Source organism: Streptomyces sp. IBSNAI002 (assembly GCF_052244475.1).
Classification (GTDB): Bacteria; Actinomycetota; Actinomycetes; order Streptomycetales; family Streptomycetaceae; genus Streptomyces.
Genome location: NZ_JBQPXG010000003.1, coordinates 286068 through 311273, shown reverse-complemented (window position 1 = coordinate 311273; position 25206 = coordinate 286068). Strand labels below are relative to the sequence as shown.

At 71.1% G+C, this 25206-nt stretch carries 21 protein-coding genes; 16 read left to right on the top strand and 5 right to left on the bottom strand.

Annotation, left to right across the window (positions count from 1 at the left end):
* Window positions 1–97: 97 nt before the first annotated feature.
* The 7 genes from ACTVZO_RS41270 to ACTVZO_RS41240 are packed head-to-tail and all read left to right on the top strand — an operon-like array spanning window position 98 to window position 8874.
* Complete coding sequence (locus ACTVZO_RS41270; protein WP_443303724.1) at window positions 98–1213, top strand: hypothetical protein; 1116 nt, start codon at window positions 98–100, stop codon at window positions 1211–1213.
* A gap of 5 nt (window positions 1214–1218) precedes the next feature.
* Window positions 1219–2103 carry a hypothetical protein gene (locus ACTVZO_RS41265; RefSeq protein ID WP_443303723.1) on the top strand — a complete coding sequence of 295 codons (885 nt, stop codon included), beginning with the start codon at window positions 1219–1221 and terminating at the stop codon, window positions 2101–2103.
* Entirely contained in the window at window positions 2103–2996 is an 894-nt protein-coding gene (locus ACTVZO_RS41260) for a hypothetical protein (protein ID WP_443303722.1), read from the top strand. Before ACTVZO_RS41265 ends, ACTVZO_RS41260 begins: the two co-directional genes overlap by 1 nt.
* Complete coding sequence (locus ACTVZO_RS41255; protein ID WP_443303721.1) at window positions 2993–3793, top strand: AP endonuclease; 801 nt, start codon at window positions 2993–2995, stop codon at window positions 3791–3793. Before ACTVZO_RS41260 ends, ACTVZO_RS41255 begins: the two co-directional genes overlap by 4 nt.
* Before the next feature lie 41 nt (window positions 3794–3834).
* Window positions 3835–4872, top strand: a complete 1038-nt coding sequence (locus tag ACTVZO_RS41250) for a phosphotransferase enzyme family protein (protein WP_443303720.1) — start codon at window positions 3835–3837, stop codon at window positions 4870–4872.
* Window positions 4873–4914: 42 nt separating this feature from the next.
* Entirely contained in the window at window positions 4915–7635 is a 2721-nt protein-coding gene (locus tag ACTVZO_RS41245) for a Gfo/Idh/MocA family oxidoreductase (RefSeq protein WP_443303719.1), read from the top strand.
* Window positions 7636–7689: 54 nt separating this feature from the next.
* A complete protein-coding gene (locus tag ACTVZO_RS41240; RefSeq protein ID WP_443303718.1) occupies window positions 7690–8874 on the top strand; it encodes a hypothetical protein in 1185 nt (394 codons plus the stop codon).
* Between the two features lie 149 nt (window positions 8875–9023).
* On the opposite strand, the gene ACTVZO_RS41235 is transcribed toward ACTVZO_RS41240, so the two are convergent.
* Window positions 9024–10379, bottom strand: coding sequence for a hypothetical protein (locus ACTVZO_RS41235; protein ID WP_443303717.1), 1356 nt, complete (start codon window positions 10377–10379; stop codon window positions 9024–9026).
* A gap of 335 nt (window positions 10380–10714) precedes the next feature.
* Here ACTVZO_RS41235 and ACTVZO_RS41230 point away from each other — a divergent pair, with 335 nt between their 5' ends.
* Window positions 10715–11086, top strand: coding sequence for a GFA family protein (locus tag ACTVZO_RS41230; protein WP_443303716.1), 372 nt, complete (start codon window positions 10715–10717; stop codon window positions 11084–11086).
* Window positions 11087–11261: 175 nt separating this feature from the next.
* Here the strand turns inward: ACTVZO_RS41230 and ACTVZO_RS41225 are convergent, their stop codons facing one another.
* The 3 genes from ACTVZO_RS41225 to ACTVZO_RS41215 form a co-directional block, all read right to left on the bottom strand.
* The gene (locus ACTVZO_RS41225) at window positions 11262–11591 is read right to left on the bottom strand and encodes a WhiB family transcriptional regulator (protein ID WP_443303715.1); all 330 of its coding nucleotides are present in this window, start codon (window positions 11589–11591) and stop codon (window positions 11262–11264) included.
* Between the two features lie 581 nt (window positions 11592–12172).
* On the bottom strand, window positions 12173–12955 hold the full coding sequence (locus tag ACTVZO_RS41220) for a GntR family transcriptional regulator (RefSeq protein ID WP_443303714.1): 783 nt from the start codon (window positions 12953–12955) through the stop codon (window positions 12173–12175).
* 134 nt (window positions 12956–13089) lie between these two features.
* On the bottom strand, window positions 13090–13992 hold the full coding sequence (locus ACTVZO_RS41215; RefSeq protein ID WP_443303713.1) for a hypothetical protein: 903 nt from the start codon (window positions 13990–13992) through the stop codon (window positions 13090–13092).
* 165 nt (window positions 13993–14157) lie between these two features.
* Between ACTVZO_RS41215 and ACTVZO_RS41210 the strand changes: the two genes are divergently transcribed.
* From ACTVZO_RS41210 to ACTVZO_RS41175, 8 genes are all read left to right on the top strand, one after another.
* A complete protein-coding gene (locus ACTVZO_RS41210; protein WP_443303712.1) occupies window positions 14158–14601 on the top strand; it encodes a hypothetical protein in 444 nt (147 codons plus the stop codon).
* Between the two features lie 111 nt (window positions 14602–14712).
* The gene (locus tag ACTVZO_RS41205; RefSeq protein WP_443303711.1) at window positions 14713–14979 is read left to right on the top strand and encodes a hypothetical protein; all 267 of its coding nucleotides are present in this window, start codon (window positions 14713–14715) and stop codon (window positions 14977–14979) included.
* A gap of 22 nt (window positions 14980–15001) precedes the next feature.
* Window positions 15002–15331: a DUF6233 domain-containing protein gene (locus tag ACTVZO_RS41200; protein WP_443303709.1), complete on the top strand. Its 330-nt coding sequence runs from the start codon at window positions 15002–15004 to the stop codon at window positions 15329–15331.
* Window positions 15332–15527: 196 nt separating this feature from the next.
* Complete coding sequence (locus ACTVZO_RS41195; RefSeq protein ID WP_443303707.1) at window positions 15528–16412, top strand: hypothetical protein; 885 nt, start codon at window positions 15528–15530, stop codon at window positions 16410–16412.
* A gap of 75 nt (window positions 16413–16487) precedes the next feature.
* The gene (locus tag ACTVZO_RS41190) at window positions 16488–17300 is read left to right on the top strand and encodes a phosphotransferase (RefSeq protein ID WP_443303706.1); all 813 of its coding nucleotides are present in this window, start codon (window positions 16488–16490) and stop codon (window positions 17298–17300) included.
* Window positions 17301–17858: 558 nt separating this feature from the next.
* Window positions 17859–19364 (top strand): protein kinase domain-containing protein, encoded by a 1506-nt coding sequence (locus tag ACTVZO_RS41185; RefSeq protein ID WP_443303705.1) that lies wholly within the window; start codon window positions 17859–17861, stop codon window positions 19362–19364.
* A 94-nt stretch (window positions 19365–19458) separates the two neighbouring features.
* Window positions 19459–19722 carry a hypothetical protein gene (locus ACTVZO_RS41180; RefSeq protein WP_443303704.1) on the top strand — a complete coding sequence of 88 codons (264 nt, stop codon included), beginning with the start codon at window positions 19459–19461 and terminating at the stop codon, window positions 19720–19722.
* 26 nt (window positions 19723–19748) lie between these two features.
* Window positions 19749–20084 (top strand): hypothetical protein, encoded by a 336-nt coding sequence (locus ACTVZO_RS41175; protein WP_443303703.1) that lies wholly within the window; start codon window positions 19749–19751, stop codon window positions 20082–20084.
* A gap of 123 nt (window positions 20085–20207) precedes the next feature.
* Here the strand turns inward: ACTVZO_RS41175 and ACTVZO_RS41170 are convergent, their stop codons facing one another.
* Window positions 20208–25196: a hypothetical protein gene (locus ACTVZO_RS41170; RefSeq protein WP_443303702.1), complete on the bottom strand. Its 4989-nt coding sequence runs from the start codon at window positions 25194–25196 to the stop codon at window positions 20208–20210.
* Between the last annotated feature and the right edge of the window lie 10 nt (window positions 25197–25206).

The following is a 25206-nucleotide window of genomic DNA, read 5'->3' as shown; positions in this document are numbered from 1 at the left end:
CGAACCGGCTCTGTTGCTCTGTAATCGACTCGGCGGCCCGACGTGCCCGCAGTGGACCGTCCGCGCGACCTTGTTCTGGCTGGGAGGGACTGGTCCCATGTTTGCTGACAGCATGCCTGTCGATCGCACCTCGGGGACGTCGGTGGACAGTCACGGTGCTGTTCAGCTGCACGGTGTTCGGTTGCGTATCGAGACGCCGACGCCCGACGTGCTCGGGTCCGTGTTGGGCATGCTGGTCCCGGCTTGCTCCGTTGCTCCACCGGCCGCAGTGCCACAGTGGACGCTCAAGGTCGAGGAGCTCGGCCCGGAGTTCGAGGATGGTGGCGGCCTGTTCGACGGTCGGCTGGTCCTTGAATTGCCGTATGGGGGGCGCCGCCTGGCGATTGTGGGTGTCGGCGATGGTGTACTGCGGCTGGTGGCGCGCTATCGGCCGGGGGCGGCGGCGGTGATGATGGAGGTCGACGCGGGGCAGCAGGTGACGCGGCTGCTGGTGGCACCCGGGGACGTGGTCGGTCTGCGGTGGGCGGACTATCTGGGGCGGGTGTTCTTCGCGTCCCGGCTGCTGGCATCGGGCTGGCGGATGCTCCACGCCTCGGCGGTCGCCGTCGACGGCAGCGCGCTGGTGTTCCTGGCGGGGCGCCACGGGGGGAAGTCCACGCTCGCCCACCGGGCAGTGCGGGAGCTTGGTGCGCGGTTCCTGGCCGACGACCTGGTGCTGATCGGCCCGGACGGCACGGTGGTGGGGTGGCCGACCCGCGTCGCGGTGCCCGTGCAGCTCGCCGGCAACATCGGCGGCGGGCGGCGTGAGCGGACGGTTGTGGCCGGTGTGAAGCGCGACCGGATCCTGTTCACACCGGCGCAGCACCGCGCCGCGCTCGACATTACGTACTCGCCGCCTGTTCCGCTCGGCGCGGTCGTGATCGTGGACGGTGATGCAGCCGCCGGGGAGGACGTACGGGCGGACGCGGGGATGCTGGAGCGGGCGGTGGCCCGGGCCGCTGATGTCCCTCAGCAACTGCTGTACGTGAGCGATCCGCTGGGTCTGATGGGTGGGCCGCGACTGGCGGACCAGGCTGCCGGGGCCCGGCTGCTGGAAGGGCTGCTGTCCGGGGTTCCGTCGGCGGTTTTGCGGGTGGCGGTGGAGCAGCTGCAGTCGGCGCCGGTGTGGCGGGCCCTTCAGGACATCGTCCCGGAGATGGGGCGGGGCCGGTGAATGGGATGGGGCGGGGCACGTACGAGGTGGTGAGCGCCGGGCGGAGCCTGGGGGTGGAGGCGGATACGGCGCTGGCCTGCCGGTGGGACGAGATCGCCCCGCACCTGCCCGGGGTCCTGCCGGGCGCCTTGGGGCCCAGCGCCGGTCCGGGCGCCGCCCTTCTGCCGGGCGGCGTGTCGAAGGGGGACGCTCGGCGGTTGCTGAACGCCCATCTGCATCTGCTGCATCTGGCCTGCGGCACGCTGTGCTTGCACGCGGTTGCCCTGTGGTTTCCGGCCGACGGCCGGGTCGTGGTGCTGCTCGGCGGACATGGTGCGGGCAAATCGCTCGTCGCGCTGGCGCTGGTGCGCCGGGGCTGGCGGGTGCTCGCCGGTGACGTGGCGCTGGTGGACCTTTCCGACCCTGACCGGCGGCCCCGTGTGCTGGGCGGAACGGCTGCGTTCCTCGCCCGCCGCGGACCGACGCTGCGCTGGTTCCCCGACCTCGCGCTGCCGCCGCCGGGCGGGGACCGGGTGGATCTGGGCCACCTGCCCGGGCTGCGGGAGGCGCCGCTGGTCGCGGCGGGCCCGGTGGCGGTGGCCGCCGTGGTGGACGTGGACGGCGACCCGGCGGCCGGCGCGGGGGCAGTTGAGGTGCTGGACGCGCACACGGCCGCCACGGTGTGGTGGCGGGCGAGCGGTCATCTGCTGGAGCGCGTGCTTGACGACAGTCCGGTGGTGCTCCGCCAGTTCGAGGACGGCCTGGCCGCCTCACATCGCCAGGACCGGGTGCGGGCGCTGGCCGGGTCCCTCCCGTTGCACGCGGTGTGGGGAGCCCCCGACGTGATCGCCGGCAGGGTCGAGGACCTGGCCAGCACCAGCACACCACATCAGGCGATGGAGGTCCGTTGATGCCCGAGGAGAAGCCTGCAGCGCGCCGGTACGTCGGAGCCCGGATCCGCGTCGGGGAGGGCCGGGCGCGCCTGGTTCCGGCGGCTGAGCGGGGGCCGGGCATGCTGACGGGCCGGTTCAGTGTGCTCAGCCCCGGCACCGAGCGGCGGCATCTGGCGGGGGCGGACCGCGAGGCCGGTTACATGGCGCTCGGCCGGACCGAGGAAGCGGCGGGCTGGGTGCTGGCCCCGGTGCCGCACGGAGCCGCATTCGATCCGGCCTGTCCCGGGGCGGTGACTGCCCCTGCGGGGATGGAAGCTCGACTGGTGGCGCTGGCCCGGTTCCAGCAGATGGCGTGCCTGGGCCTGGACCGGGTGCCCACCGACGACCTGAGCGACGTGCTGGTCCTCGGGTCCGGACCGGTCGCGCTGGGATGCGTGCTGGAGCTGTACCGCCGCGGCGCCACCCGCATCCGGGTGGTGACCACGCGTCGGCACGCACCGATCGGCCGGGCTCCGGGCGTCATCTGTGTACCGTCGGAGGGCGCCGGGCGGGGGCGGTTGGTCATCGACGCAGCCGGCGTCCCGGCGAGCGCGGCCACTTTGACCGCGCCCGGCGGTTTCCTCGGCCTGCTTGGCACGCCCGCCGCCACCGACACGCTCGGTGCGCTTCAGGTGCACCGGGGCGGCTGGACGGTGGTGGGCATGCACGAGTTGGCACCCGCTGCCGAAGGCGCGTACCAGGACGCTTTCACCACGGCTTGCCGCTGGCTCGCCGGGCATCTCGATCCGGCCCTGGCCGAGGTCTGGTGCCGGACGGTGCCCGGCGGGAAGGCGCCGGAACTGTTCGCCCTGCTGGACGCGCCGGGCCGCCCGGCCGAACCCGTCCTGCTGTTGGACTGGGGGACGGTGTGAGTGCGGCCGGCATCGGGCTCTACAGCATCGGCGTGCGGGGCATGGACGTGCCGGAGCTGCTGGCGTGGGCCGGAGCGCACGGTGTTCCGTTCGTGCATCTGCGGGGCGGCCCGCGCGGATTCGACCTGGCCCGGCAGGACCCGGAGGTGCTCGCGCACTGGCGTCGGTGCGGGGAATGGTTCGTGCCGGTCACCGGGGTGACCGCCGACCTGGACCTGGCCGGCCTGTTCGCCTCGTCCGTACCGGAGCGGGTCCGGGCCCGGGCCGAGCTGGAGCTCCTGGTAACCGCAGGCGCCGCGATCGGCGCCGGTTGGGTACGGCTGCTGGGCCGCGCCGTGCCCCGGGGGCCACTGCTGGAGGCCATGCTCACCGGAGAGCTGCCGACGGTCCGGCTGCCGCTGCTGGTGGAGCTCCACCACCCCGGCTGGCTGGCACCCGCCGCGCTGGGCGCCCTGGAGACGTTGCTGGCACGGTGGCCGCGCTTAAGGGTGCTGGCCGACACGTCCCAGCTCGCCGCCGCCCTGCCTTCAGCGGGCGGTGATGGGGACGCGGCGCTGGAGCGGGTGCTCGTCCTCTCCCGCGTGCTGCACCTGTCCGACGACGGACGCGGCCTGGACACGGCGGGCCGCGCACTGGTGGCCGAACGAGCCCGGGACCGGATCGGCGGCGGGCAGGGCATCGAGGTCGCCGTCGAGTGGACCGGCCAACCACGCACCGCCCAGGCGTGCTTGGACCGGCACCAGGATGCCTTCCGGTGGTGGGCGAAGCGTGCCCCGACGCCCCCGCGAAGGCCATAGGGTATTCATCCGATCACTACACGTTACAAGGAGGGGTTGTCTTGGACCCGGAAGCGCAGCCTGATCTCACCGCGGTGCTCGCCAGCGCCTACGGCCTGCCCGGCGCCGTGCTGGAGCGGCTGCCGGTCGGCCAGGTGACCATCAACTACCGCGCTCGTGTGGGTGACCAGGTGCTGTTCGTGAAGCACTACCAGGGCAGCGAATCGGACCTGGGCGCCGAACAGGCCGCGGTCGACCAGACGCAGCTTGCCGGCATTCACCAGGTGCCGGTCGCCTCGGTGCACCCTTCGGCCAACGGAGACACCGTCGTACGGCAGGACGGCATCGCCGTCTCGGTGTGGGAATGGGTGCCCGGCGCGGTCGTCGAAGACGGTCTCAACCCCGACCAGCAGCGCGCCGCTGGAACCACCCTGGGGCGTATCCACACCGCGTTCGCCGACCACCCGGCCGGATCCGGCCCGTCGGCGAAGCTGGAGAAGTGGCTGCGCCCGGACGTCGACAAGCTCGAAGCCACCACGGTCAAGCTGCTGGGCATCGCCGGGGAGCGGGCGCAGCGTGATGCGTTCGACGAGCAGGCGCTGCGGACGCTGGCCGAGCGGCGCGCGGTGCTGCACCGTATCCCCGAGCTCCTGGACGGCCTTCCGCCGCTGACGACGCAGGTTTTGCACGGCGACTACTCGGCGGTCAACCTGCTGTTCCAGGGCGACGAACTGACCGCCGTGCTGGACTTCCTGCCCCCCGACCCGTTCCTGGTCGCCTACGAGCTGGGCCGGATCGTGTTCGACCCGCGCACCGTCGTCCTCGACGAGGACTGGATCGCGGCGGGCGTGAACCTGGTCGGCGCCTACCTGGAAACCAACCCGCACGTGCCGGCGGCCGACGTCACCGCGTGCGCCCGGGTGGCGCTGCTGCAGCTGATGACCAGCCTGTACGGCGTCAAGCAGCACTACCTGAGGCCCGGCCTGCTCCAGGAGGACCTGGACCAGTTCTGGCTCCTGCGGCACGCCGCGGCTCAACGACTCCTGGCGGGCCTCGGTGATGTCGAGAGCGCCCTGGCCCGGGCAGCGCACCGCCGCTGACGGCTCCCGCCCTTCAGGCGGGCCACGAATGAAGGAGTAGCGATGTCCACGACGGCCATATCCGCCGACCAGTGGGTGGTCCTTCGCGGACCGATCAGCGGCGAGACGATCACGGCGGCCGCCACCGCGCTCGCTGAGCGCCACCAGCTGCGGTGCGAGCTCGAGGAAGCCGGAACGCTCCGGCTCACCGACCCGGTGACCGCACACGTACTGGTCACGGTGCGGTGGAAGAGCCTGCCACCGCAGGCGCCGCGCACACTGGGCTTCCAGACGCCGCCGCCGGCCGCCGTGGACATCCTGATCGACCCCCGGCCCGGCCCCGGCGGGAGCCAGCTCGCTGCCGAGCTCCACGACGCTCTGTCCGCACGCGCCCTGCCCTACACCAGCAGCGAACTGGACGGCATCCGGGCGGCCATGCCGCTGCTGGAGCGCTACAGCACCGCGCAGCCGGCGTTCGACAACTGGGCACTGCTCTTCCGCGACCACTACCTGGAGCACAGCACCGGGTTCGTCCTGGCGATGGAGCGGGCCGGGATCCCCTCTCAATGGATCTTCGCCCTGGACAAGGGCGACAAGACGTGGAACCGCAACCGGGTCCACGCCACGTTCACCGCGCGCGGGTACCGCAGTGACGTCCTGGACAACACGGCCGTCAACGACCCGGACGCGCACCGGGACGAACTCGCCCGCGTCGGCGCGGACATCGACGCGTTCCTGGACGCCGCGCACGCGGCCGGCCGGCGGGTACTGGTCGTCGACGACGGCGGCCTGCTGGCCCGCGGCTACGGCGCCGTCGGCGCGCCCCGCACGGTGGACGCCGCGCTGGAGCTGACAGTCAGCGGCATCAAGCGCATCGCCGCCGCCGGCCAGCTGGCGATCCCCGTGCTGAACATGGCCCGCTCGCAGGTCAAGTCCCGCCTGGGTTACCGGGAGATCGCCGACTCCTGCCTGCGACGGCTGCGCGCCCTGCTCCCGGACCGCAAGATCATCGGACGTCAGGTCCTGCTGCTGGGCTACGGCACCCTCGGCTCCCGCCTCGCCGCCCAGTTACGCGATCTGGGCTGCCGCGTCGACATCGTCGACACCGACCTCCCGGCGCTCATCGACGCCGCCGAGCACGGCTTCACCACCTACCGCACCGCCAACCAGGCCCTCGCCGCCACCAGACCCTTCCTCATCATCGGCACCACCGGCGAGATCGCGCTGACCGACACCGACCTGAGCGTCCTTCCCGACGGCGTACTCCTCGCCCCCTTCGCCACCCGCGACTTCAGCGCCCTGACCGAGAACGCCGCACACCGCGCAGGCGCCGTCGAGATCCCCGGCGTGGGCGTGCGCTTCGACCTGCCCGGCGAGAGGGCGGTCACCCTGCTGGGCAACGGCCGCTCGATGAACCTCTTCGAAGCCGACTCCATCCCTAGCCAGGGATACGACGCCTACCGCGCCGCCACCCTCATCGCCGCCACCGCCCTGTGCGCCGACCCCGGACGCATCCCCACCGGACTACACACCGCCCCGGCCGACACCGCCATCACGGACGTCGGCCTGTGGGAGGCGTACTACGACCTGTACGCCGCACCGGGCGCTGGCACCAGTCAGCGAGCCGTCTCTCCCGCGCCGCGCCCCGCTGCCCGTGGCCGTCTGGAGCGGGCCGCGATCGTGGGCTACGGCGTCGCCGGGCGCCTGCACACCGAGATCCTCACCGCCCTGGGCGCCACCCCGGCCGTCATCGACCCCAAGCACCAGGACCTGCCCGCGTCTTTGCGGACCTTCCCCCATCAGGTCAGCGAACTGCCCCCGTCGGTGGCCGCAGGCATCGACCTGTGGTCGGTCTGCTGTCCCACCTCCGAGCACCTGGCCGTGCTCCGCGCGATCCTCCGGCACAACCCGGCCGCCCGTGTCCTGATGGAGAAGCCGGCCTGCCGCGGGCACGAGATCGACGCCTTCAACGTCCTGCTCGCCGACCATCCCGCCGCGCGGATCGTCGTCAACGACCAGTACCGGCACTCCACCACGCTGCCGGCGTTCACCAGCCTCATCGCCGCGCTGGAGCCCGGAGCCCCCATCGACAAGGTCGCGGTGCTCTTCACCAAGGACCGGCGCCCCGACAGTGCTTCAGGGCGCTTCATCGACCGCGACTACGGCGTGCTGGGCTACGAATGGCTGCACATGCTCGCTGTCACCCGCGGCATCCTGCCCGCCCCGGCGTGGGAGCACTACCTGGCTTCCGACCCGGCCACCACCACGACCGAGCCGGAATACGACCCGGCCCTGTTTGTCTCCGCTCTTACCGAACGCGCCGACCTCCCCCGCCCCGGCGCCCTGGGCGCACTGCGACTGGAGCTGACCTCCTCGATCCTCGGCCCGGGGCAGGCCGACGACACCGCACCCGCACCCCGGCCCCCGTGGCGCCAGGGACTTCGCGCGGCTGATGACCGCTACCGGCACGTCACCGTCCAAGCCGGACGGACCCGCTTCACCCTGCACCTTGAACCCGTCACCGCACCCGGCGGCTGGCAACTCGAGCGCAACCACCACCGGCTCACCGCAGTACGCGACGGCGCCGTCGTACACGATGAAGTCCTGGCGGATTCCCCGCTGGAGACCTCCGTACGCCACGCCGCCGCGGTCCTGTTCACCCACGCCGCCCCGCCCGTGCCCGACCTCGAGCCGCTGCGCCGTATCGCTCGGCTCGCCGACGTCCTGCGCGAGCGGGCACCGCTCGCTCCCACAGCCCCGGATGCCTCCCAGACCAGCGCGTAGCCGCACCTGACCCGCCCCGGCCACCTGCCGGGCCGACCGGAAGGCCCCGCCGTGATGCACGCCCTCTCCCTGACCGCCGGCCAGCGAGTCGTCACCATCCGCTCCAACACCCCCGGTGTCACCGACTGGGCTACCAGGTACTTCGGCCGGTACTGGAAGGCCTCGCCGACGGCAGGCAGCACCGCCGTGCCCGGGCCGGTGGTCACCGTCATGGACGGTGACCACCGCGCCCCCGTGGCCATCTCTCATACGCAGCACGCCGTCTTCGCCCGCGAGCCCATCGGCTACACCCGCCACCCAGACGGGACCGTAAGCGCGAACACCCTGTCCGAGCCGGCCCTCGCCTACCAGTACGCCCCCGCCGAGCAGCACCTGCAGATCAGCAGCCCACGAGCCCTCCAGGCGACAGCCCTTCGGGGCCAGCCGACGCGGCTGGCGACCGCCGCCACCCGCTTCGCCCGCGAGATGGTGCGTGCCCGGCTCATTGCCGACGGGTGGGTACTGCTCCACGCCTCCGCCGTCGTGTTCCCCGGCGGGCGCACCCTGCTCACCCTGGGCGACTCCGGAGCGGGCAAGACCACGGCCGCTCTCACCCTGGCGGCCACCGGCGCCGCGTTACTGGCGAACGACTGCTGCTTCGCCCGTCCCAACACCAACGGCACGCTCGACCTCCTGCCGTGGCCCGCCGCGGCCGCCGTCGGCCTCGGACTCCTCCACGCGCTCACCTTCACCGACTCCGCCCGCTCCCACCTCCAGACCGGCGAACCGCCCCATCCCACCCAGGACCAGCGCGTCACCGACGCCCTCACCACCGGGCGTACCGGTGCGCTGATGTCCGCGTCCGGCCGGGAACTGAAGGCACACATCTGGCCCGAGCAGCTCACCCGCTGGTTCGGCCTGTCCCTGGCCACCACCGGCATCGCGGCCGGTGTTCTCCTTCCGCGCGTCGCCTCTTCCTCCAGGGCCCCGGCCCGCGTGAACGACGACCGCAGTTCCGAGGTCACCGCCACCGTCTTCGTGACCTCGGACGAAGAGCGCTACCCCGACTTCTTCGGCTTCACCGACGGAGGCAACGCCGGGACACCCAGCGCCCGCACCGAGGTCCTTCAGCACCTGAACCGCCTGCCACGGCAGGCGGTCGACCTGAGCCACGACCAGGCAGCAACCACACGACTTCTCACCGCCCTCACCGCGTCGCTCGTTGACGTCGGACGTAACCACACCGAAGAAGTCGCGTGACACAGGCGTCCGCACGGGTTGACGGCACCATCGCCCGGAGATCGACTTGCGGCCTGAGCGTGAACCAGGCGGGGTACTCGAGGGCCGTGGCACTCCGCGCGGAACCGGTAGAGGTTCCGAGGGGCGCGGCGAGCGCCCCTGGTCCGCCGTCAGCCGGTGGTCTCGGTCGAGCCGATGCCGGAGGCGATGAGGTTGAAGAGCCGCTCGTCTCCCTTGACGTCGTCCAGAATGGGCGTCCAGAGACTCCTGCGCCCGTCTCCGAGGTGGCCTGTGAGGGTGTAGAGCTCGACGAGGTAGCCCGGCATGGCGCGGCCCCAGCACTGGTCGTTGTCGTTCCACTCCGTCAGGACCTGCTCCAGATCGGGCCTGGACAGGAAGCCGGCGCAGGGGAGGACGGCCTTCTCTGCGACTTGCTGTCCGCGGTCGTAGGAGCCCACGTCCTTGAGGAGCGCCGGGAGGAAGGACGTGAAGTACGGGTCGGGGCTCTGCTCGATGATCTGGGCACGGGGGATGACCCAGAGTTTGGGGAACGCCTCGGTGAGCGCGGGCAGCGTTGAACGGAGCTCGGGGTGGGCGACCAGGGCGAGGGCCTTGGCCTCCGCGGTCGTGATCTCGCTGTACGGCGCCCGGTTCCCGATGTTCTCGATCTTCGTGTTCAGGAGGTTGCGCACGGGGGAGGCCAGGGATGCCCAGAAGGCGGGGAGGTCGCCGAGCCGGCCGAGGGCCTGCAGCTGTACGGCGGGTTCGGCCGTCTCAAGGCGGGCCATCTGCTTGGCCACCGCCTTCTTGACCACCTCGGTGTCGCGTTCGGCGAAGCTGCGCAGGCACTTGGCCGTGCGGTCGGCGAACTGCTCCGGCTCGATCTCGATCGCGGGATCGTCGATCGCGAGGACGGCGAACTTGGCGGCGGCCTCGACGACCTTGGACCTGGCACTGGGGCGGACCCGGTCGAAGAAGGTGTAGGTGAGGTACTCGGTGTCGTAGTCGAAACCGGGGTCCACGACGTGCTTGAGGAAGCTGCCGACGATCTTGCGGCCTTGGCTCGGGGGGTGGATGAGCACCGCTTCCAGCGCGGCCGCGAGGTGCGCGCGGGCGTACTCCATCGTCGGCTCGTAGAGCTCGCCGAGCGGCCGGATGGACGGGTGCGCGCACAGGTGGCGGTCGTCGCGGATGCGCTCCAGTTGCTTGCGCTGGGTGAAGTCGATCAGTTCGAGCTTCTCCGCGGTCTCGAGCACGCTCCTCTCCAGGGCAAGCATGATCGGAATCGCTTCGGACTCCACGCTGCCCTGGGCTCGCTCCACGTCGGCAACCAGGGCCTGGGCGTGGCTCTCGCCCTCTTCGTGAAGGATCTGGGCCTTGGCGATGAGGTCGGCGCAGATGGCCGTCCAGGTCAAGACGATCGCGCCGCGGGCGGATCCGGAGGCGTAGCAACGGTATGCCTCCCGGACCAGGGGGCGCAGGTCCGGATTGAACACGCGGTTCACGCGCTCTTCAAGGTCGATCATGTTGCCCTCCCGGTGCGCCCGTCCCCCCTGGGCGGGTCCTGGACATCATGATCCCATCTCGTCCCATCGGGGGATGGCCGCGCTCGGCCTGGCATTGCTCCGTCACCGCACCCGAGGTGCCCAGGGCGCCTTCAAGGTCTCGTCGGGCTGTCGCCACCGGATCGTCCCCGTACGGCGCGCGACTGGCGCAGTGGTCATCGGGGCTTCGCGGCTTCACCGTGGAGGGTGAAGTTGCGCCCCGTCGTAGGGTCTGGGTGCCGAACACCAGCCCGGGGAGCGAGGCACGGTGACACACCGGCGTTCCCAACTGCCCTTCTGCCACGGGGGATGTTCGAGTGACCGGACCTACTACTGCTGTACGAACGGGTGGGTGCCAGTGCGGCAACATCCGCTACGAGGCGAGTGGGGTACCGGACGACCCCCACCTGTGTTCCTGCGAGCATTGCACGCTCATGAGCGGGTCCCCGGCGATGCTGTGGGTCGGGTTCGAGCTGGAGAAGTTCACCTGGAGCGGCCCCGGCGGCGAGCCCGCTTGGTACGCGACGTGGCCGACGTTGCGGCGGGGGTTCTGCCCGCGCTGCGGAACACCCGTATGCTCCGTCGCCGAGGACTCGCCGATGATCATGGTGACGGGCTTCAGTCTCACCGACCAGTCCGACGTGAACCCGGTCGGCACAGCTTCCGCGGCGTCGCGGTGCCGTGGATGAAGGTCTCCTTGGCCCCGGATCCTCTACCCCGGTAGTAGATGCGGAATGGTGCCCCGGCTAGCGGAACGCTTGAGTTCTCCGGTCGTCCGGCGGCCGCGCCCTGGCCTGCGGAGCCCAGCAGTTCGACTACGGGTAGCTGGCGAAGCCGCGGCGTGAGCTGCGCGGCGATGGGCCGTCAGCCGGCCAGCGAGTGGGGCGTCCCCTGCTCGGAACCGGTCGCGGTCGTCTGGTCTTGATGGGCCGAGCGGGCGGCTTCCAGAAGCCTCCGCCACGAGGCCACGGTCGGCCTGCGCTTGAGCAGAGCCCGCCGCTCGCGCTCTGTCATGCCGCCCCAGACGCCAAACTCGATCTTTGTATCGAGGGCGTGTGCCAGACACTCGGTATGGATGGCGCAGCCCGTACAGACTGCCTTGGCCCGGTTCTGGGCGGCGCCCTCCGCGAACAGCTCGTCAGGATCCCCGGTCCGGCAGGCCGCCTGCCCCCAGTCGACGTCCGATTCCCCCACGACGCCCCCTCCCTCTCCCCAACTCCCCGTCGCAGCACCAGCGTAGGCGGTGCGCCGAAGCGTGAACGTACGGCGCCGGCCACGTGGCTGCCTACCCTCGGGCTGTCGCCGCCACCCTTTCGAGTGGTTCCGCAGCATGCCGCGCGGGCGCGTATGTTCGGTGCTGCCCGTCCAAAGGAGACGCCGTGCCCGAACCATCCGAGACCGCCTCCCGCCCCAGTAGCCCCACGCAGTCTGCGCGCTGGCGGCGCTGGGCTCTCATCTGGGGGCTGCCCAGCGCCGCCGTCGCGCTGATCGCGGCCTGGATCGTCCGCCCGAACAGCACCGCGTCCGCAGCGATGGCGACCGTAGTCGCGCTCGCGGCGCTGGGGGTCTTCGTCGCCACCATGCCGCGTCGCCGGCCATCTGCCAAAGGGGTGGGCCCCGCATCGGGCTGACGCCAGCCGGTTCCAGGCGGATACGACCCGGTTGTCGGTGCGGCTTGCCATGGTGTCCGGCATGGAGCGCAGGCTGGGCGAAGGCACCGGATCCGGGCTGGACCGGGGCAGCGCTCTCACCGCGCGCCGTGCCGCCGACGTCCTTCAGGCCATGCTGGACGACGCCGTCGCGGCCACGCGTTCGGTCGCCGGCGGGAGCAGTCCGCGGCTGCGCGCCTCACGGGAAATGATCTCCAATTCGGCGGCAGCAGCCCGGTAGGCGTCGGCGGCGCGGGCGAGGCGCTGCTCGGCGGCAGCGAGCTTGGCGGCAGCATCGTGGTCGCCCGGTCCGCCGGTGCGCCCGGGGGCGGGGGCGGTGCCCTGTCGCGTTGGGAGTTGCCTCGTCCCGCTGGAGTGCTCTTCCCGCACGGTACGGCGGACGAACACGCCTTTGCCCTTGACCGCGAAGACGAGGCCCTCCCTCTTGAGCACGCGCACGGCGTTCTGTGCGGTCGAGTTGGCGATCTTGTATCGGTCCTGGAGCTCGCGGGCGGACGGGAGTCGTCCTTCCGGTCCGAACTCATCGGACAGGATCGCCTGCCGGAGGATGTCCGCTGTCCTGACGTACGGGGGCCGGGGATCGTGCTCTGCTTCCGTCTCCTCGGACACGCTGCCGGGATGCCCCGCGCAGCCTGCCGTTGACGGGTTGGGGGCCGTGCTCCTCACGTAGCTGCCGCGCCCCAGGACGGAATAGACCAAGCCTTCTTGTTTCAGCACCCGAAGCGCGTTCTGCACAGTGGAGCTGGAGACCCCGAAGCGCTCCTGAAGCCACCGGGCCGACGGCAGCCGGCTGCCCGGGGCGTACTCCCCGACCACGATCCCGGTGCGCAGAACGTCGGCCGCCTGGAGATAGGGCGGCCTGGAGTCCTCTTCAAGCGGCAACATCATGTGACAACCCTACGCAGCGCCCAGTCCGCGAACGGCTCCTGGGTGGCGCGGACCTGTTGGTATCCCGGTCTGTCCGATCCCGGGGCCGCTCAGCGGGGCAAGTTCGCGAGCGCCTCGATCCCGGTCCACTCGTGTCAGTCGGGCCCGGGGTCGGTCTGGAGTCCGAGGCCGGTGAGGAGGTCGTGGCGCTCGCGCTCCTCGCGTTCCAGGAGCCTCGCGAGAATGTGCGGGTCGTGGTGGGAGGTGATCGCTTCCCGTACGACGGCGGCGAGGACGTCGGGCGGCAGGGCCTCGGCCTGGGTGGTGGAGGTTCCGGTGAACGATCGGTTGTCGCCGGCCTTGGTCGGGGCGGTCGGCAGCCGGTGTTCCTCGATCTGGCGCTCGGTGACCGCCAGGCGCTCGAAGGCGACCTCCGTCCCGGGGGCGTCCACGGCGGCGAACGCGCTGACGTCCTCGGCGAGCGCGGAGAACAGATGCACCCCGCTGGGGTCCCAGTCCGATATGACGAACACCTTCACGGGCCTGCGGTCCGCGGCCGCGCGCAGCGCCGCCGCCCGTTTCGCCGGGAGGCCGCTGAACCCGCTGCCCGAGTACACCGGCACCCCGTACGGGCCGGCCAACCGGCGAAGTTGGTTCACCATGCCCGCTGTCTCCGACCACAGCTCCAATCGGATCGGCTGCCCTGTCTGCCGGTCCAGCCGGTAGTCGACCGCGGCTTGGCGCAAGGCGGCGCGGAAATCGTCGGGGCCGGCGTAGAAGGCGGGTTCCGCTCGGATCTCGGTGTCGTCTCGGAGTGCTTCCCAGGGGATCCGGCCCGAGCGGCGGGCCATCCCCATCACCTCGATCAGCCGCTTGTAGGTGCGGCCCTCCTTGGCCAGCACCCCATCGGAGATCAGCGAATACCAGATCTGCCTGATCGTGAGCGGCAACTGGGCCCTGTACCGGTCCAGAACCCGGTCCACCGCCGCGAGCAGCTCCAGTGTGGGCGCCTGGGGCTTCCAGCGCGGCTGGTACCCGCGCGACCGCCGGTCGGGCATGACCGCCTCCCACCTCCGAAAGGGACGCCATGGCGTCCCTTTCCAGGATCACCGCACAGCCCGTTCGGTGCCAGGAGGTCCAGCTCGGGCTCCGGCAGCGCTGCCGGCCGTTCCCGGGCTCGCGGGGACTGCCGTTCCATAGCGTGCCCTGAAAGGATCGGCACTATGGATTTGGGAGAGGTGCAGGCGATCGCGGCCCGTCTGCGGCGCGCGATGAAGGCCGCGCATGAGGCCGGTGAGCTGGCGTTCTTCGCCACCGAGACCTTTCCTGGCGGTTACTGCTGTGTGGCTGCCGACTTCGTGTGCCAGTACATGCGCGATGCGGGTATCGGCGGTGCATGGCACCGGGTATCGGGTGACTGCCCGCGGCGGGGAACAGAGAGCGGACCTCTCCAGACCCACGCATGGGCGGAATGCGAAGGCGTGATCGTTGACGTGACCGCCGACCAGTTTCCCGGACGGAGTCCCCTGTTCGTCGGCCCTGAAGACGCCTGGTACCGCGCAATTACCCGTACCGGTTCTGAGGTCGGGGGCATCTCCGGCTATCTGGACGCCGAGGACGCCCGCGAGGCGTACGAAGCGGTCCGGCAGCGGGCTTCCGGTGCGTGAGCACACCGTGATCAGTTTCCGGTGGGATTGATCAGCTTTCCCTGGCAGGAATCCACCCACTGATCGAACCCGCGATTCGCACACTCGTTCGATCGCTGGTTGAATGGATGGATGCAGCACCTCCCCTTCCCTCCCGATCTGGTCGCCCTCAAGCGCCGGCAGATCCGCATCTACAACCGGCTCGTCACCCAGCCCGCTCTTGGCACGGCGGAACTGCGGCGCGAGCTGATCCGAACCTTCTGCCGGATCAGCTCTCACCCCTACTGGGCGGAGCACGGCTGCGGCACAGCGGGCCGGGTGGAGCTGTATCGAGCGGCCGAGGCCAGGCCGGAGCATGCCGGAACTGCTCTGGGCCGAAGCGTTGGGAGTACCTCGTGACCAGGCCCGGGGCGCAGGCGTCGTGAGTGAGCTGGAGGCGCGTCTGGAGAGCTGGCGGGCCGTTTTGGCCTGGCTGTCCTGGCAGCAGCGCCAGGCCGAGGAGAAGGTCCGGGCGCTGGAGGCGGAGCTCGCCGTTGCCCAGGCCCGTCGGCCCCCGCCTCCGCCGCCGGACTGGAAGCTCGAGTCGATCCGGACGGGCTCCGGCGCGAAGGCGCTGTCCGTCCATGCCGGGGACTGCTCGATGGGCGATGGCAAGCCGGTCGGCCGTGAAGAGGCTCGCCGTCTGCTCGCCGCGGGCATCGCGCCTTGCCCGTTCTGCAGCCCAGAGAACCTGCTCGGCATGGCCGGCTGACCCATCGCCGTACACGAGCACCCTCGACGGAGGTACGTTCGATGGTCAGGGGTGCGGTCCTGGCCACCCGAGGCCGCGACGGGGGCCGCACCCCCGCGCTGAGACCCGCCTGCCCACCGCGCTGTGTAGCGGATCGCGGACCCGGGGTCGGTATCACTCCTGTCCTGGCCCGTCTCCCGGCGTACGCTCGCGTTCCATGACTGCCCTCCACTGCGTGTTCTGCGGAGCCCCGGTACGGACGCCGCGCGAGCACGTCCTGCCGTCCTGGTTCCTCAAGCGGTTCAGCGGCCAAGGTCCCTTCACGGTCCAGGTGAACGGTGAAGTGGTCCCGTACGCCAGCGGAGTGGTGGAGCGCCCCCAGCTCACTCGGCTCATGCTTCCCGCATGCGGGCAGGAGGAGTCCGCCGGTGGCCTGAAGTGCAACGACTGGCTCAACACCACCTTCGAGCAGCCCGCGAAAGCAGCGGTGCGCACCCTGCTCGACGAGCTGCGCCCGATCTCCGGGCCTGCCGTGAACTCGTTCGCCCGCTGGGCGGTCAAGACGCTGCTGCTGTCCGCGCATCCCGAGGCCGTGTATTCCGAACCTCCGCAGCACGACCAGCAGCCGTGGGAATTCCCCGGGGAGTGGCTTGCGGATCTACGCAGCACCGGCGAGCTGCCCGGTGATCTCTCGCTGTGGCTGAGCATCTTCGACCCAGAGGCTCCGGAGGGGGAACCCGTCCCCGACGAGCAGCTGCTCCTGCCCCGCATCCATCATCCGGACGGAGGCGGCGGGCCCGGCCAGGCGACCCACCTGGGATTCGGGCTTCCGGACGGGCGCGTTGCCCAGTTCCAACTTCTCAGCCACCCCAGGATGGACATCGACCACCCCTTCGAGCGCGCGGGGCTCGTTGCCCGCCTCTGGCCGAATCCCCCGAATCGCCTCGATATCGCCGTGCTCCCCGTGCTCAGCAGCCCGGCTGGGCGGCAGCTCACCAGGACGTTCATCCGCGGCGGGGCGTCCATCCAACTCCAGGCCGGCCAGACCTGGCTTCCTGAAGATCTCCTCGACCCCCGCATCCGCGTACGCCTGATGCCATAGCCGCGCCGCCGTCCGGCGCGCGCCTTCGTTCAGCTCGGCCCCGCACGGCCCCCCGGGTCTGCGATGCTGAGCCCCATGGTCACTCCCCGTCTCCACTGGACTGATCTTCCTCGGGCTGTCCAGGCCAAGATCGAGGCGAGGACCGGGCCTATCCAGCGGGCCGAGACCGTCTCGGGCGGCTACAACAGCGAGATCGCCGTCCGGCTGGACACCGTCAGCGGAACGATCTTTGTGAAGGGCCTGCGTAGCGGCCACCCCCGGGCTTGGACCCAGCGCCGCGAGGCCGCCGTCGCCCCGTACACCGGGCATCTCGCCCCGCCTCTTCTCTGGCGCCTGGAAGCCGACGGCTGGGATCTCCTCGGCTTCGAGTTCGTCCAGGAGGGCCGTCACGCGGACTACTCGGCGAGCTCCCCCGACCTCCTACTGCTCGCCGACTCCCTCACCGCTCTCGCCGAGATCCCCGCCCCCGCAGTCGAGCTGAAGCGCGCCGAGAACCGCTGGGCGGCGTACATCCCCGAACCAGTGCACCGCGCCGCCCTGGCCGGCCGCTGCCTCGCCCACACGGACTTCAACCCTGAGAACGTGATCATCACGGGGCAGCGGGCCGTGCTGGTCGACTGGGCCTGGTCGACCACGGCCGCCCCCTGGCTCGACCCGGCCCTCGGGTGCATCTGGCTGATCGCCACCGGCAAGCAGAGTCCCGCCGAAGCCGAGCGGTGGGCGTCCCGCATGCCGGCGTGGCGCGCCGCTCCCTCTGACGCGCTGAACGCTTTCGCGGAGGCCAACTCCCGGCTGTGGGCGGAGATCGCCGACGAGAACCCCGGGTCCTGGTCGGAATCGCTGCGCGACGCCGCGCGGCAGTACGCGGCTTTCCGCAACGGCGGCTGACGTCAGGTCCTGCCGATAGCGTGTGCTGGCATGGATGGCCGCCCTCCCCATACCGATCCCGACTCCGACCATGGTCTGTGCGGGATCTGCCCAGCCCTCCGGTATCCGCGCGGGGACTTCGTCGTCTTCGACCGGCCGTCCCGTGAAGCACCTTTCAACCCGGCCGACGGACACCGGTACACCCCCGCCGGGGAACCGGCATGTGTGCACCCACACAAGATCGGCGTGGGGCCCGACCGCATCGCAGAGCCGTACGAACCTCCCCCCGGCCTCGCTGATCCAACGCCCTCGCGTCGCCGGTGGTGGCCCTGGGCCCGTTGACGAAAGAGCGTCCACTGCACCTCGCGGCCCCCTGGTACTTGAGCCGGGCCCTGGGGCGGGATCGCGGAGGGTGTGCCGTCGACGTGACGGGGCGGCGCGGCAGCCGAGAGGGGAGGTCGGAGCCGCTGTGAGCGGTGTGCCGGAACCGTTTACGTAGGCTGCGCTCCGACGGCGGGCATACGGGCCCGGCGCAGTACGGACCGACCCGTGGGGCCGGCCGGAAGGAGGGCGTCATCCATGCGCGGAATCACTCTCGCGGACCGGTACCGGCTGGTCGGCCTCCTGGGCGCCGGCGGGATGGGCGAGGTCTGGCGGGCGGTCGACGAGCGGCTCGGCCGCCAGGTGGCGGTGAAGATCCTCATCTGCTCCGAGGACGAGGACCTGGTGCTGCGGCTGGACAGCGAGGGTCGGGCCGCGGCCTCCCTGTGTGATCCGCACGTCGTCGCCGTCCACGACCTCGGCGAGGCGGTGGTCGCCGGGTGCAGGGTCGTCTACCTCGTGATGGAACTGGTCGAGGGGCAGTCGCTCGGTCAGGTCCTGGCCGACGGCCTGCCGGCGGTCGCCGATGCCGTGGCCTGGGGGGAGCAGATCTGTCACGGGCTGCAGGCCGCCCACGCGGCCGGCGTGGTGCACCGGGACATCAAGCCCGGGAACGTGCTGCTCGCTGCCGACGGGCGGGTGAAGGTCTGCGACTTCGGGATCGCGCGGCGTGCCGACGCGGTCGGCCATGCCCTCACCGGGACCGGGGTGGTGATCGGCACCCCGTCGTACATGTCTCCGGAGCAGGCGCGTGGCGACGCGGAGATCGGCTCCGGCAGCGACCTGTACTCGCTGGGGTGCCTCCTGTACGAGCTGCTGACCGGCGCGCCGCCATTCCCCGGCGGCGGGTGGCCGGTGCTGGCACAGCATCAGAACCAAGCCCCCGTACCAGTCCGCTCCCACCGGCCCGAGGTGCCCGCCGAGCTCGAGCGCTTGGTGGCGGAGCTGCTGAGTAAGGATCCGCAGGGCCGGCCCGCGACGGCCGCGGACGTCGCCCAGCGGCTCCGGGCACTACCGGCGACGACCATGCGGGTGGCCGACTCGGTCGTCGCGGCCGCGGCGGCGTCCGGCACGGCGGCCAGGACGGCTCTCGCTTCGGCGCCGGTCGTCGCGCCGACCACTGTCGGCTCCGTACGCCCGACCGGGCGTGCGTCGCGCTCGGCGGCCTGGCGGGCCGGGGCGCTGACGGGAGTCCTGGTCTGCGGGCAGCTGATGGCGTTCACCTCCTTCCCGGACGCAGCGAGCGTCCTGATGGGGTTGCTGGCCGGCGGCTGCGTGGCGGTGGGGTCCCGGCTGGAGGCCCGGCACGAAGGCGCCCGCGGCGGGGAGAGCGAGCAGGGTGTCGTCGGGGTGTTCGCGGCGTTGTTGATCGCTTCGGTGGCGATGGTCGTGTTGCTGGGCTGGAGCGCGATGCCGTGGTGGGCGGCGGTTCTCGTGGGCATGGTGACTGGGCCGGTGCTCGTGATGGCGGCGGCCGCCGTGCGGGCCTTGGTCGAGCAGGTGCTCCACCGGCGTGGTCAGGAGGCGGAGCTCGCCTCCACCGCCGGTCTGCTCAGCGGGGCCGTGGGCTGCGCGCTCCTCGCGGCCGGGTCCCCAGGTCCGGTCGTGGGCATCGTCGCGGCCGGAGTCGGTACCTGGATCGCGAGCAGCCTGGCCGTCGCGGCACTGCTGTCCGCCACGCGCGCATGCGGGCGGCACGTGTGAGCCGCCAGGTGGGCCCGGCCCGGCAGGACGATGCTCGTGGCGGGCCTCTCCATCTGCTAGCGGCTGGTATCGGTGGATAGCTATGGTGGTGGGTATGGCAAAGCAGACGAACATCCGGCTGGACGAGGACGTCAAGGCGGCCGCCGAGGATCGGGCCAAGCGCCGCGGTCTGACCCTGCAGGGATACGTAGCCGACCTGATTGAGCAGGACGTCAACGAGTCGCGCGCCCTGTTCATGACCGGCGCCAGAAACTTCCTGGGCGCGTACAAGGACCAGTTCGAGGCGGAGCTCGGTGAGGACCGGTACCCCGGTCTCCCGGAGGGGCTGGCGGAGACCGCGCCGAGGGACGCCGCGTGAACCTTCGGATCGATCTCCCTTGGATCTTGGCCGTCGCCCAGCAGATCCCCGGGGACCCCGAGGTCGTCGACTACGGGGTGCCGATCGCCGCGGAAGCGCGTCACCGTGCGGAGATCCAGGGCCAAGAGGTCTACTCCGAGCCCCATCACAAGGCGGCGGCGCTGCTGTGTGAACTGGCGAGGAACCCGAGCCTGGAGGTGAGGAACCTGCTGTTCGCGGCGGCGGTGACCGCGGCCTACCTGTCGGCGTGCGGCCTGCGGGTGAGCCCTGGCCTGGACACCGTGTTCCCTCTGGCCCGCGCGGCACGGGACGGGCTCCCGGTTCGGGAGGTTGCTGCTCAGCTCAAGACCTGGACGAGCTGATCCACCCGCCACGGCCCACGTTCTGCGGGGCGGCGTAGGTAGGCCTGCCGGTCGAGCACGTTCGGTGGATTGCATCTCCTCGGGGCAGTGAGCGGGTGGCCGTGCAGTGCCGACTTCTCCCGCTCAGCTCAGACCGGAGGACTCCTCCAGTCGGTGCTGAACCAGCAGCGCCTCTTCATGCCCCTGGGTGGCGAGAGCGTCGAGGAGACGTCGGGCACGCTCGTCAACCTCCATAGGCGGCACTTCGCCGGACAGAGCCCGGGCAAGGAACCTCGCAGCCCGGCGCGAGGATACGGCCACGGCGCCCGAGTGGTCGCCCAGGACGTCGAGCACCATGCTCACCTCCCGGCCGCCGAACAGACCATGCGCATCGAGCATCTCCAGAAGATGGTCGGCCAGGTCCGGCCGCCCCGCGTAGTGGGGGGCCCACGCCTTCTGGAGACCGCGTGCATGCTCGGGGGACCAGGGTGTGCGACGTGCCGGCCGGGGAAGGAGTGCTCGCCCGAGGTCCTTGCCGGCTCGCGGCGCGTACCGGTTGAGCAGCTCCGGCCATAGCCCGAGAAGCTCCTGGACGCGTGTCTGGCTGGTGGCATGCTCTTCGAGAGCGTGAAGGAGTCCTGCCAGTGCTCGCGGGTCCGTGTCGAAGGCGGTCAGGTAGGAGTCGAGGCGGGCCCGGTTTCCGTCGAGAGCGAACTGCGCGGTTACGGCATCGTGCGTGCGGCGCCACGTTGTCGCAGCGGCTGCCATGGCCATCGACTGGCTGGTCCACGTGAGCCGGTCGTGCTCGGCCAGCGCCTCGGCGAGCCGCCGTGCGTCACGACTGTGCGGGCAGTCGGATACGGCGGCGAGGTACGCCGCGGGTGCGGTGTAGCCGACGAGTTGGAGATCCAAGTACGCCGTGCCCTCGGTGAGCGCGGCCTCAACCGGATCGGGGAGCCGAAAGGGGGTACGAGGATTCTCCTCGTCTTCCTGGAGGGTCAGGCCGGCGGTGGCCGCCATCTCGAAGAGCGCTTCGATGGCTGCGGTGTGCAGGGGTTGGCGGGGGCCAGAGCACGCCTGTTCGTCCCACAGCAGGGTGATCGCCTCGCAGAGCAGCGACCGGACCTCTATGAAGGCGCTGCCGGCAAGTTGCAGCATGTCGGCCCGTACGGCTTTCTCGCTGATGCCGGCCTGCTCAAGGAGCACCGGAGTGGACAGGAGAAAGGGCAGGCCCGTCGCAGCCGAGCGGTCCGCGGCCCGGAAGTCGACTTCCCGGACCTCCACGTCCCAGTCGGCGGTGCTCGCGTGTGGCGTGGCAGCGGCCGCGGCGAGCAGCACTGGGGCCGCCCATTGCACCTGCCGTGGCTCCACCGCGCCCGCTTTCGTGGCGGCCGACTTCACCACCACGGCCGCGACCATGGGACCGATCTGGTCCAGCTCGGTGGGTCTGTCGGCCGACGCCTGCTGGTAGGCACGATCGAGCGCGACCCACCGGTCGAACAGTGCTGCAGCGTCGGCTTCCTCGGAACCGTCGCGGGCGTGCCCGGCATCGTTCAGCAGCGCGAACCGCTCGCTGGACTCCTTCAGAAGACTGTCCTGTTGCCTGGCTTGGTGTCGGCGGAGGAGCGCTTCGTTCATCAGCATGCGGCCGCTTCCATCGGGCAGGTCCACGATCCGGTAGTTCGAACTGTCGAGCAGTAGCGCCGCCTCCGTGATGACGTCGTCCGGGGCCGTTGCATCCGTTCCACGGGTAGCCCGCTGGTGTGCGTGCTCCGCCATCAACTTCTGGGCCGTCTCCCGGTAGGCGTCCTGCCGCTTGCCGGAGGCGCGCCACACGATCAGCGGCAGCGCGTAGTGGTCCAGCTGTATGGCGTCGGAGTACGGCAGCGCCCACAGGTCCACTTGCCCGAGGACGGCATCGAGCTCGTTGTCGACGCGGTGGGCGTTCTGGGCGAGCACGCCGATGGCGATGGCCGCCAGGGCGATGCTGCGTCCGCAGCCGAGCAGTTGCTCCACCAGCTCGCCCAGGTCGGCCCCGGCTGCCGCTTGGTCGTGGGCCCAGCGGCGCAGCCTGGCGGCCGCGGCGAGAGCCGGTCCCGGCCCAAGTGATCCGGCCCACGGCCAGCGCCACGACCGGGCCGTGCCCGTGAACACCTTCTCCCCCTGGGTTAGTGGCCACACGAGCGAGAAATCGCGTTCTCCGCGCTCGGTCTCGATACGCGTGACCGCGTCGGTGGCGGCATCCACAATCTGCCCGGCAACGGCCAGACCGAGTGCGGGCGCGTGCGCAAGGAGAGCCTCGAACGGGCCGAGAAGGGACGGGTCCGGGGCGTTGTTCGGCACCCACGGCGGCGGCGCGGGCGTCGGCAACTGGTCGATGGCCGACGGCCGGTAGCAACCCGGCCACCCGAGATCCCGGACACCCTCGCGGAAGGAGACCGAGCGCGGGACCGTCGCCTGTCCCAGGTAGAAGGCGCGTGCCGCGAGCGCCAGGAGGTCAGGAGCGTGGCGGGCCACATTGTCCGCGAGGACCTGATCTTCCAGGACCTGCTGCACCACCAGGGGCTCGGTCGCGCAGATCTCCTCGAAGGTCTGCCGTCCGGCCTCACCGAGGTAGCGGGCAGTGCGGGCAAGAGCGATCACGGCCGGCTCGGCCTGGCTGGATCCGCTGTGGAACCAAGCGGCCACCGCGGGAGGCACGCTGGCTGCCAGGTCCTCGTCCAGCCGAAGGGGCGCCGGCAGCCAGCGGCCCAGCAGACACAGGGCGTCGCTGGCCGCGGCCTCGTCAAGGTGGGCCGCGTGGACGGTAAGGAATCTGAGGACCGGCAGCGCGGATACGACGGTGTGAAGGCGACGGAGAGCAGCATCCGCCAGAGCCCGGCCCCCGTCGGCGAGCAGCACCTCGGCCAGCGCTGACAGGACCGGTTCCGGTCGGCCGAGCTCGAACAGCGCCTCGAAGGGAACGTCCTGCCAGCGGGTGTCGGCGCTTCCTTCCGGCAGCCGCCGCGTGATGTCGGTGATCCAGTTCCAGGCGGCCACGGTCTCCGCATGCCCGGCGCGTGCCAGGCGTAGTTGGGCCGCGATCCGAACGGCTCGCAGCAGGCGCCGGGGAGACCGCGCCAGGGTCGGGTCCGGTGCTGACGGCTCGCACAGCAGGGTGGCGACGGCGTAGTCCTGCATCACGTCGTGAGCGAAGCCGAAGGCCGAGCGCTCGCGCATGAGGATGCCGTCGCTCACCAGACCCTGCTTGGCCAGCCCGGTGCCGGACCGCAGCCGGGCGAATCGCTCGCCGGCGAGAACTTCCTCGGCAAGGTCTAGGTAGACGTCACTGCGGTCGTCGGGCTGGCCGAGGTCGGGGCGCACGCTCTGCCCGCGGCGTACCAGGTGTTCGTAGACGAGTTCGGCGACGTCCTCCTCGCCGACGAGGCGGTCTGGGTCGGCTGCCACGTCGAGCAGCCTCACCAGCAGTTCCACCGTGTAGAGGGTGCTCAACAGCCGGGCGGCCCGCGGGGAGCGCGCCAGCGGCGACAGCCCCGGGAAGGCGGTCAGGACTTCCTGTTTCTCCGCGGGCGTGAGGTCGCCGACCGTCATCGTTTCGACTTGACCGACCCGGCTGGCCAGGTGTCCGCTCACTGCGTCGGCGGCCTGCTCACGGGCTACCGCGACCACGTGCCACAGGGCCTCGCCTTCTTCGTCCCGGGGAAGGAGCGAGAGGAGGTCGGTGAGGAGGTTACCGTCGTCGGACAGGGCTTGTTCGGCGCCGTCGACGACCAGGAGGCGGCGGCCGGTCGGCGCTCCGCGCAGAGCAGTGGCGAGGCGGCCCGGGCCTCCGAGGTCACCGTCGATGTCGGCGACGGTCCGCCAGGCGTGCTCGGTGAGCGACAGGCCGAGCACCGTCACGTGGCCCTGCTGCCGAAGCTCTCCGGCGACGGCGCGGGTGAGCGCGCTCTTCCCGGTGCCCGCGGGGCCCGTCACGAGCACCATCTTGTGTGCGTCGATGGTGTCGGCGAGTTCGGCCCCCAAGGTGGCGCGGTCGAGACGGAGTATTCCGCCGAGCTGGTCCTTGACCTGCGGCCGGCTCAAGAAGTTGTCTGTCCACTCCTCGGATGCCTTCACTGCTGCGCGGGCCGGCGGGTCACCCCGGAGGACCAGACCCTTCGCCGACAGCCGGTTGCGGAGCATCTCCCGGGTGATCGACCCGCCGCGTGGGCCCCATTCGGCCACCAGGTCCTCAACGATGCGGAACACCTCGGCGGCGTCGTAGGCGGCGCCGTCAGGGATGAGCCGCTCCTCCAGCGCCGAGCAGAGGAACGCGTACCGGTCGCCGGGGCCTTCTGCCTCGATCTGCACGACGAGGCGGCGCACGACGCGAAATGCGGTGAGCTCTACCGACTCCGGTGCCGGGAGCGGGACGCCGGGCGTCGTCGTGGCGTTGGCGACCGTGGTCTTCAGGTGCGCCCACACGCGGTGGTACTGCTCGCCCAGTGGCGGCAGTGCCCCCTCGATGAAGCTCTCAAGCGAGGCTTGTGCCGCGGCCGTGGCCGCGAGCTCGCGCAAGTTCTCCATGTCCTCGGACGGGCCGATGGCGGTCACGCCGAAACGGCGGCGCCCCGCGTCCACATCGTCGCCGAAGCGCTCCAGGCTCTTCAGGCACTGCTCGATCAGGCTCTTCCACGCCTTCGCTGACGGGACGATCTCCAGCGTCCGCTTGACCTGCCGCTCCACAAGGAGCTGGTAGGGGCCCCGCTCATGGCTCACCACGACATCGTCGAGCGGCGCGGTAGACGCCTTCTGCAGGCCAACCTCATCCGGAATGACGTCCAGCCCGGGAACAGGAAGGCAGCACAGCAGTGCCACCACGTCCAACGCCGCCACGCGGTACTCGAAGACCGTGCCAGCACCGCCCGCCGAAATCGGGGAGGCCCCCTTCGCCATGCCTACTTTCCCTTCCCGACCGGGCGAGCCGAACCGAAGCCGCCTCACACCAACCAGGAAGCGTAGCGAGCACGGCTGACAGCCGAAGCCTGAACAGGCCAGGAGCCAAGGTGAGGAGCTGTCACCGAAGCCAGCACGGACACCGGCGAGCGTGCCGCGGTCGGTTCTCGGCTGACGGGCGGCTGCTCGTCGGACCACGAGCAGGATG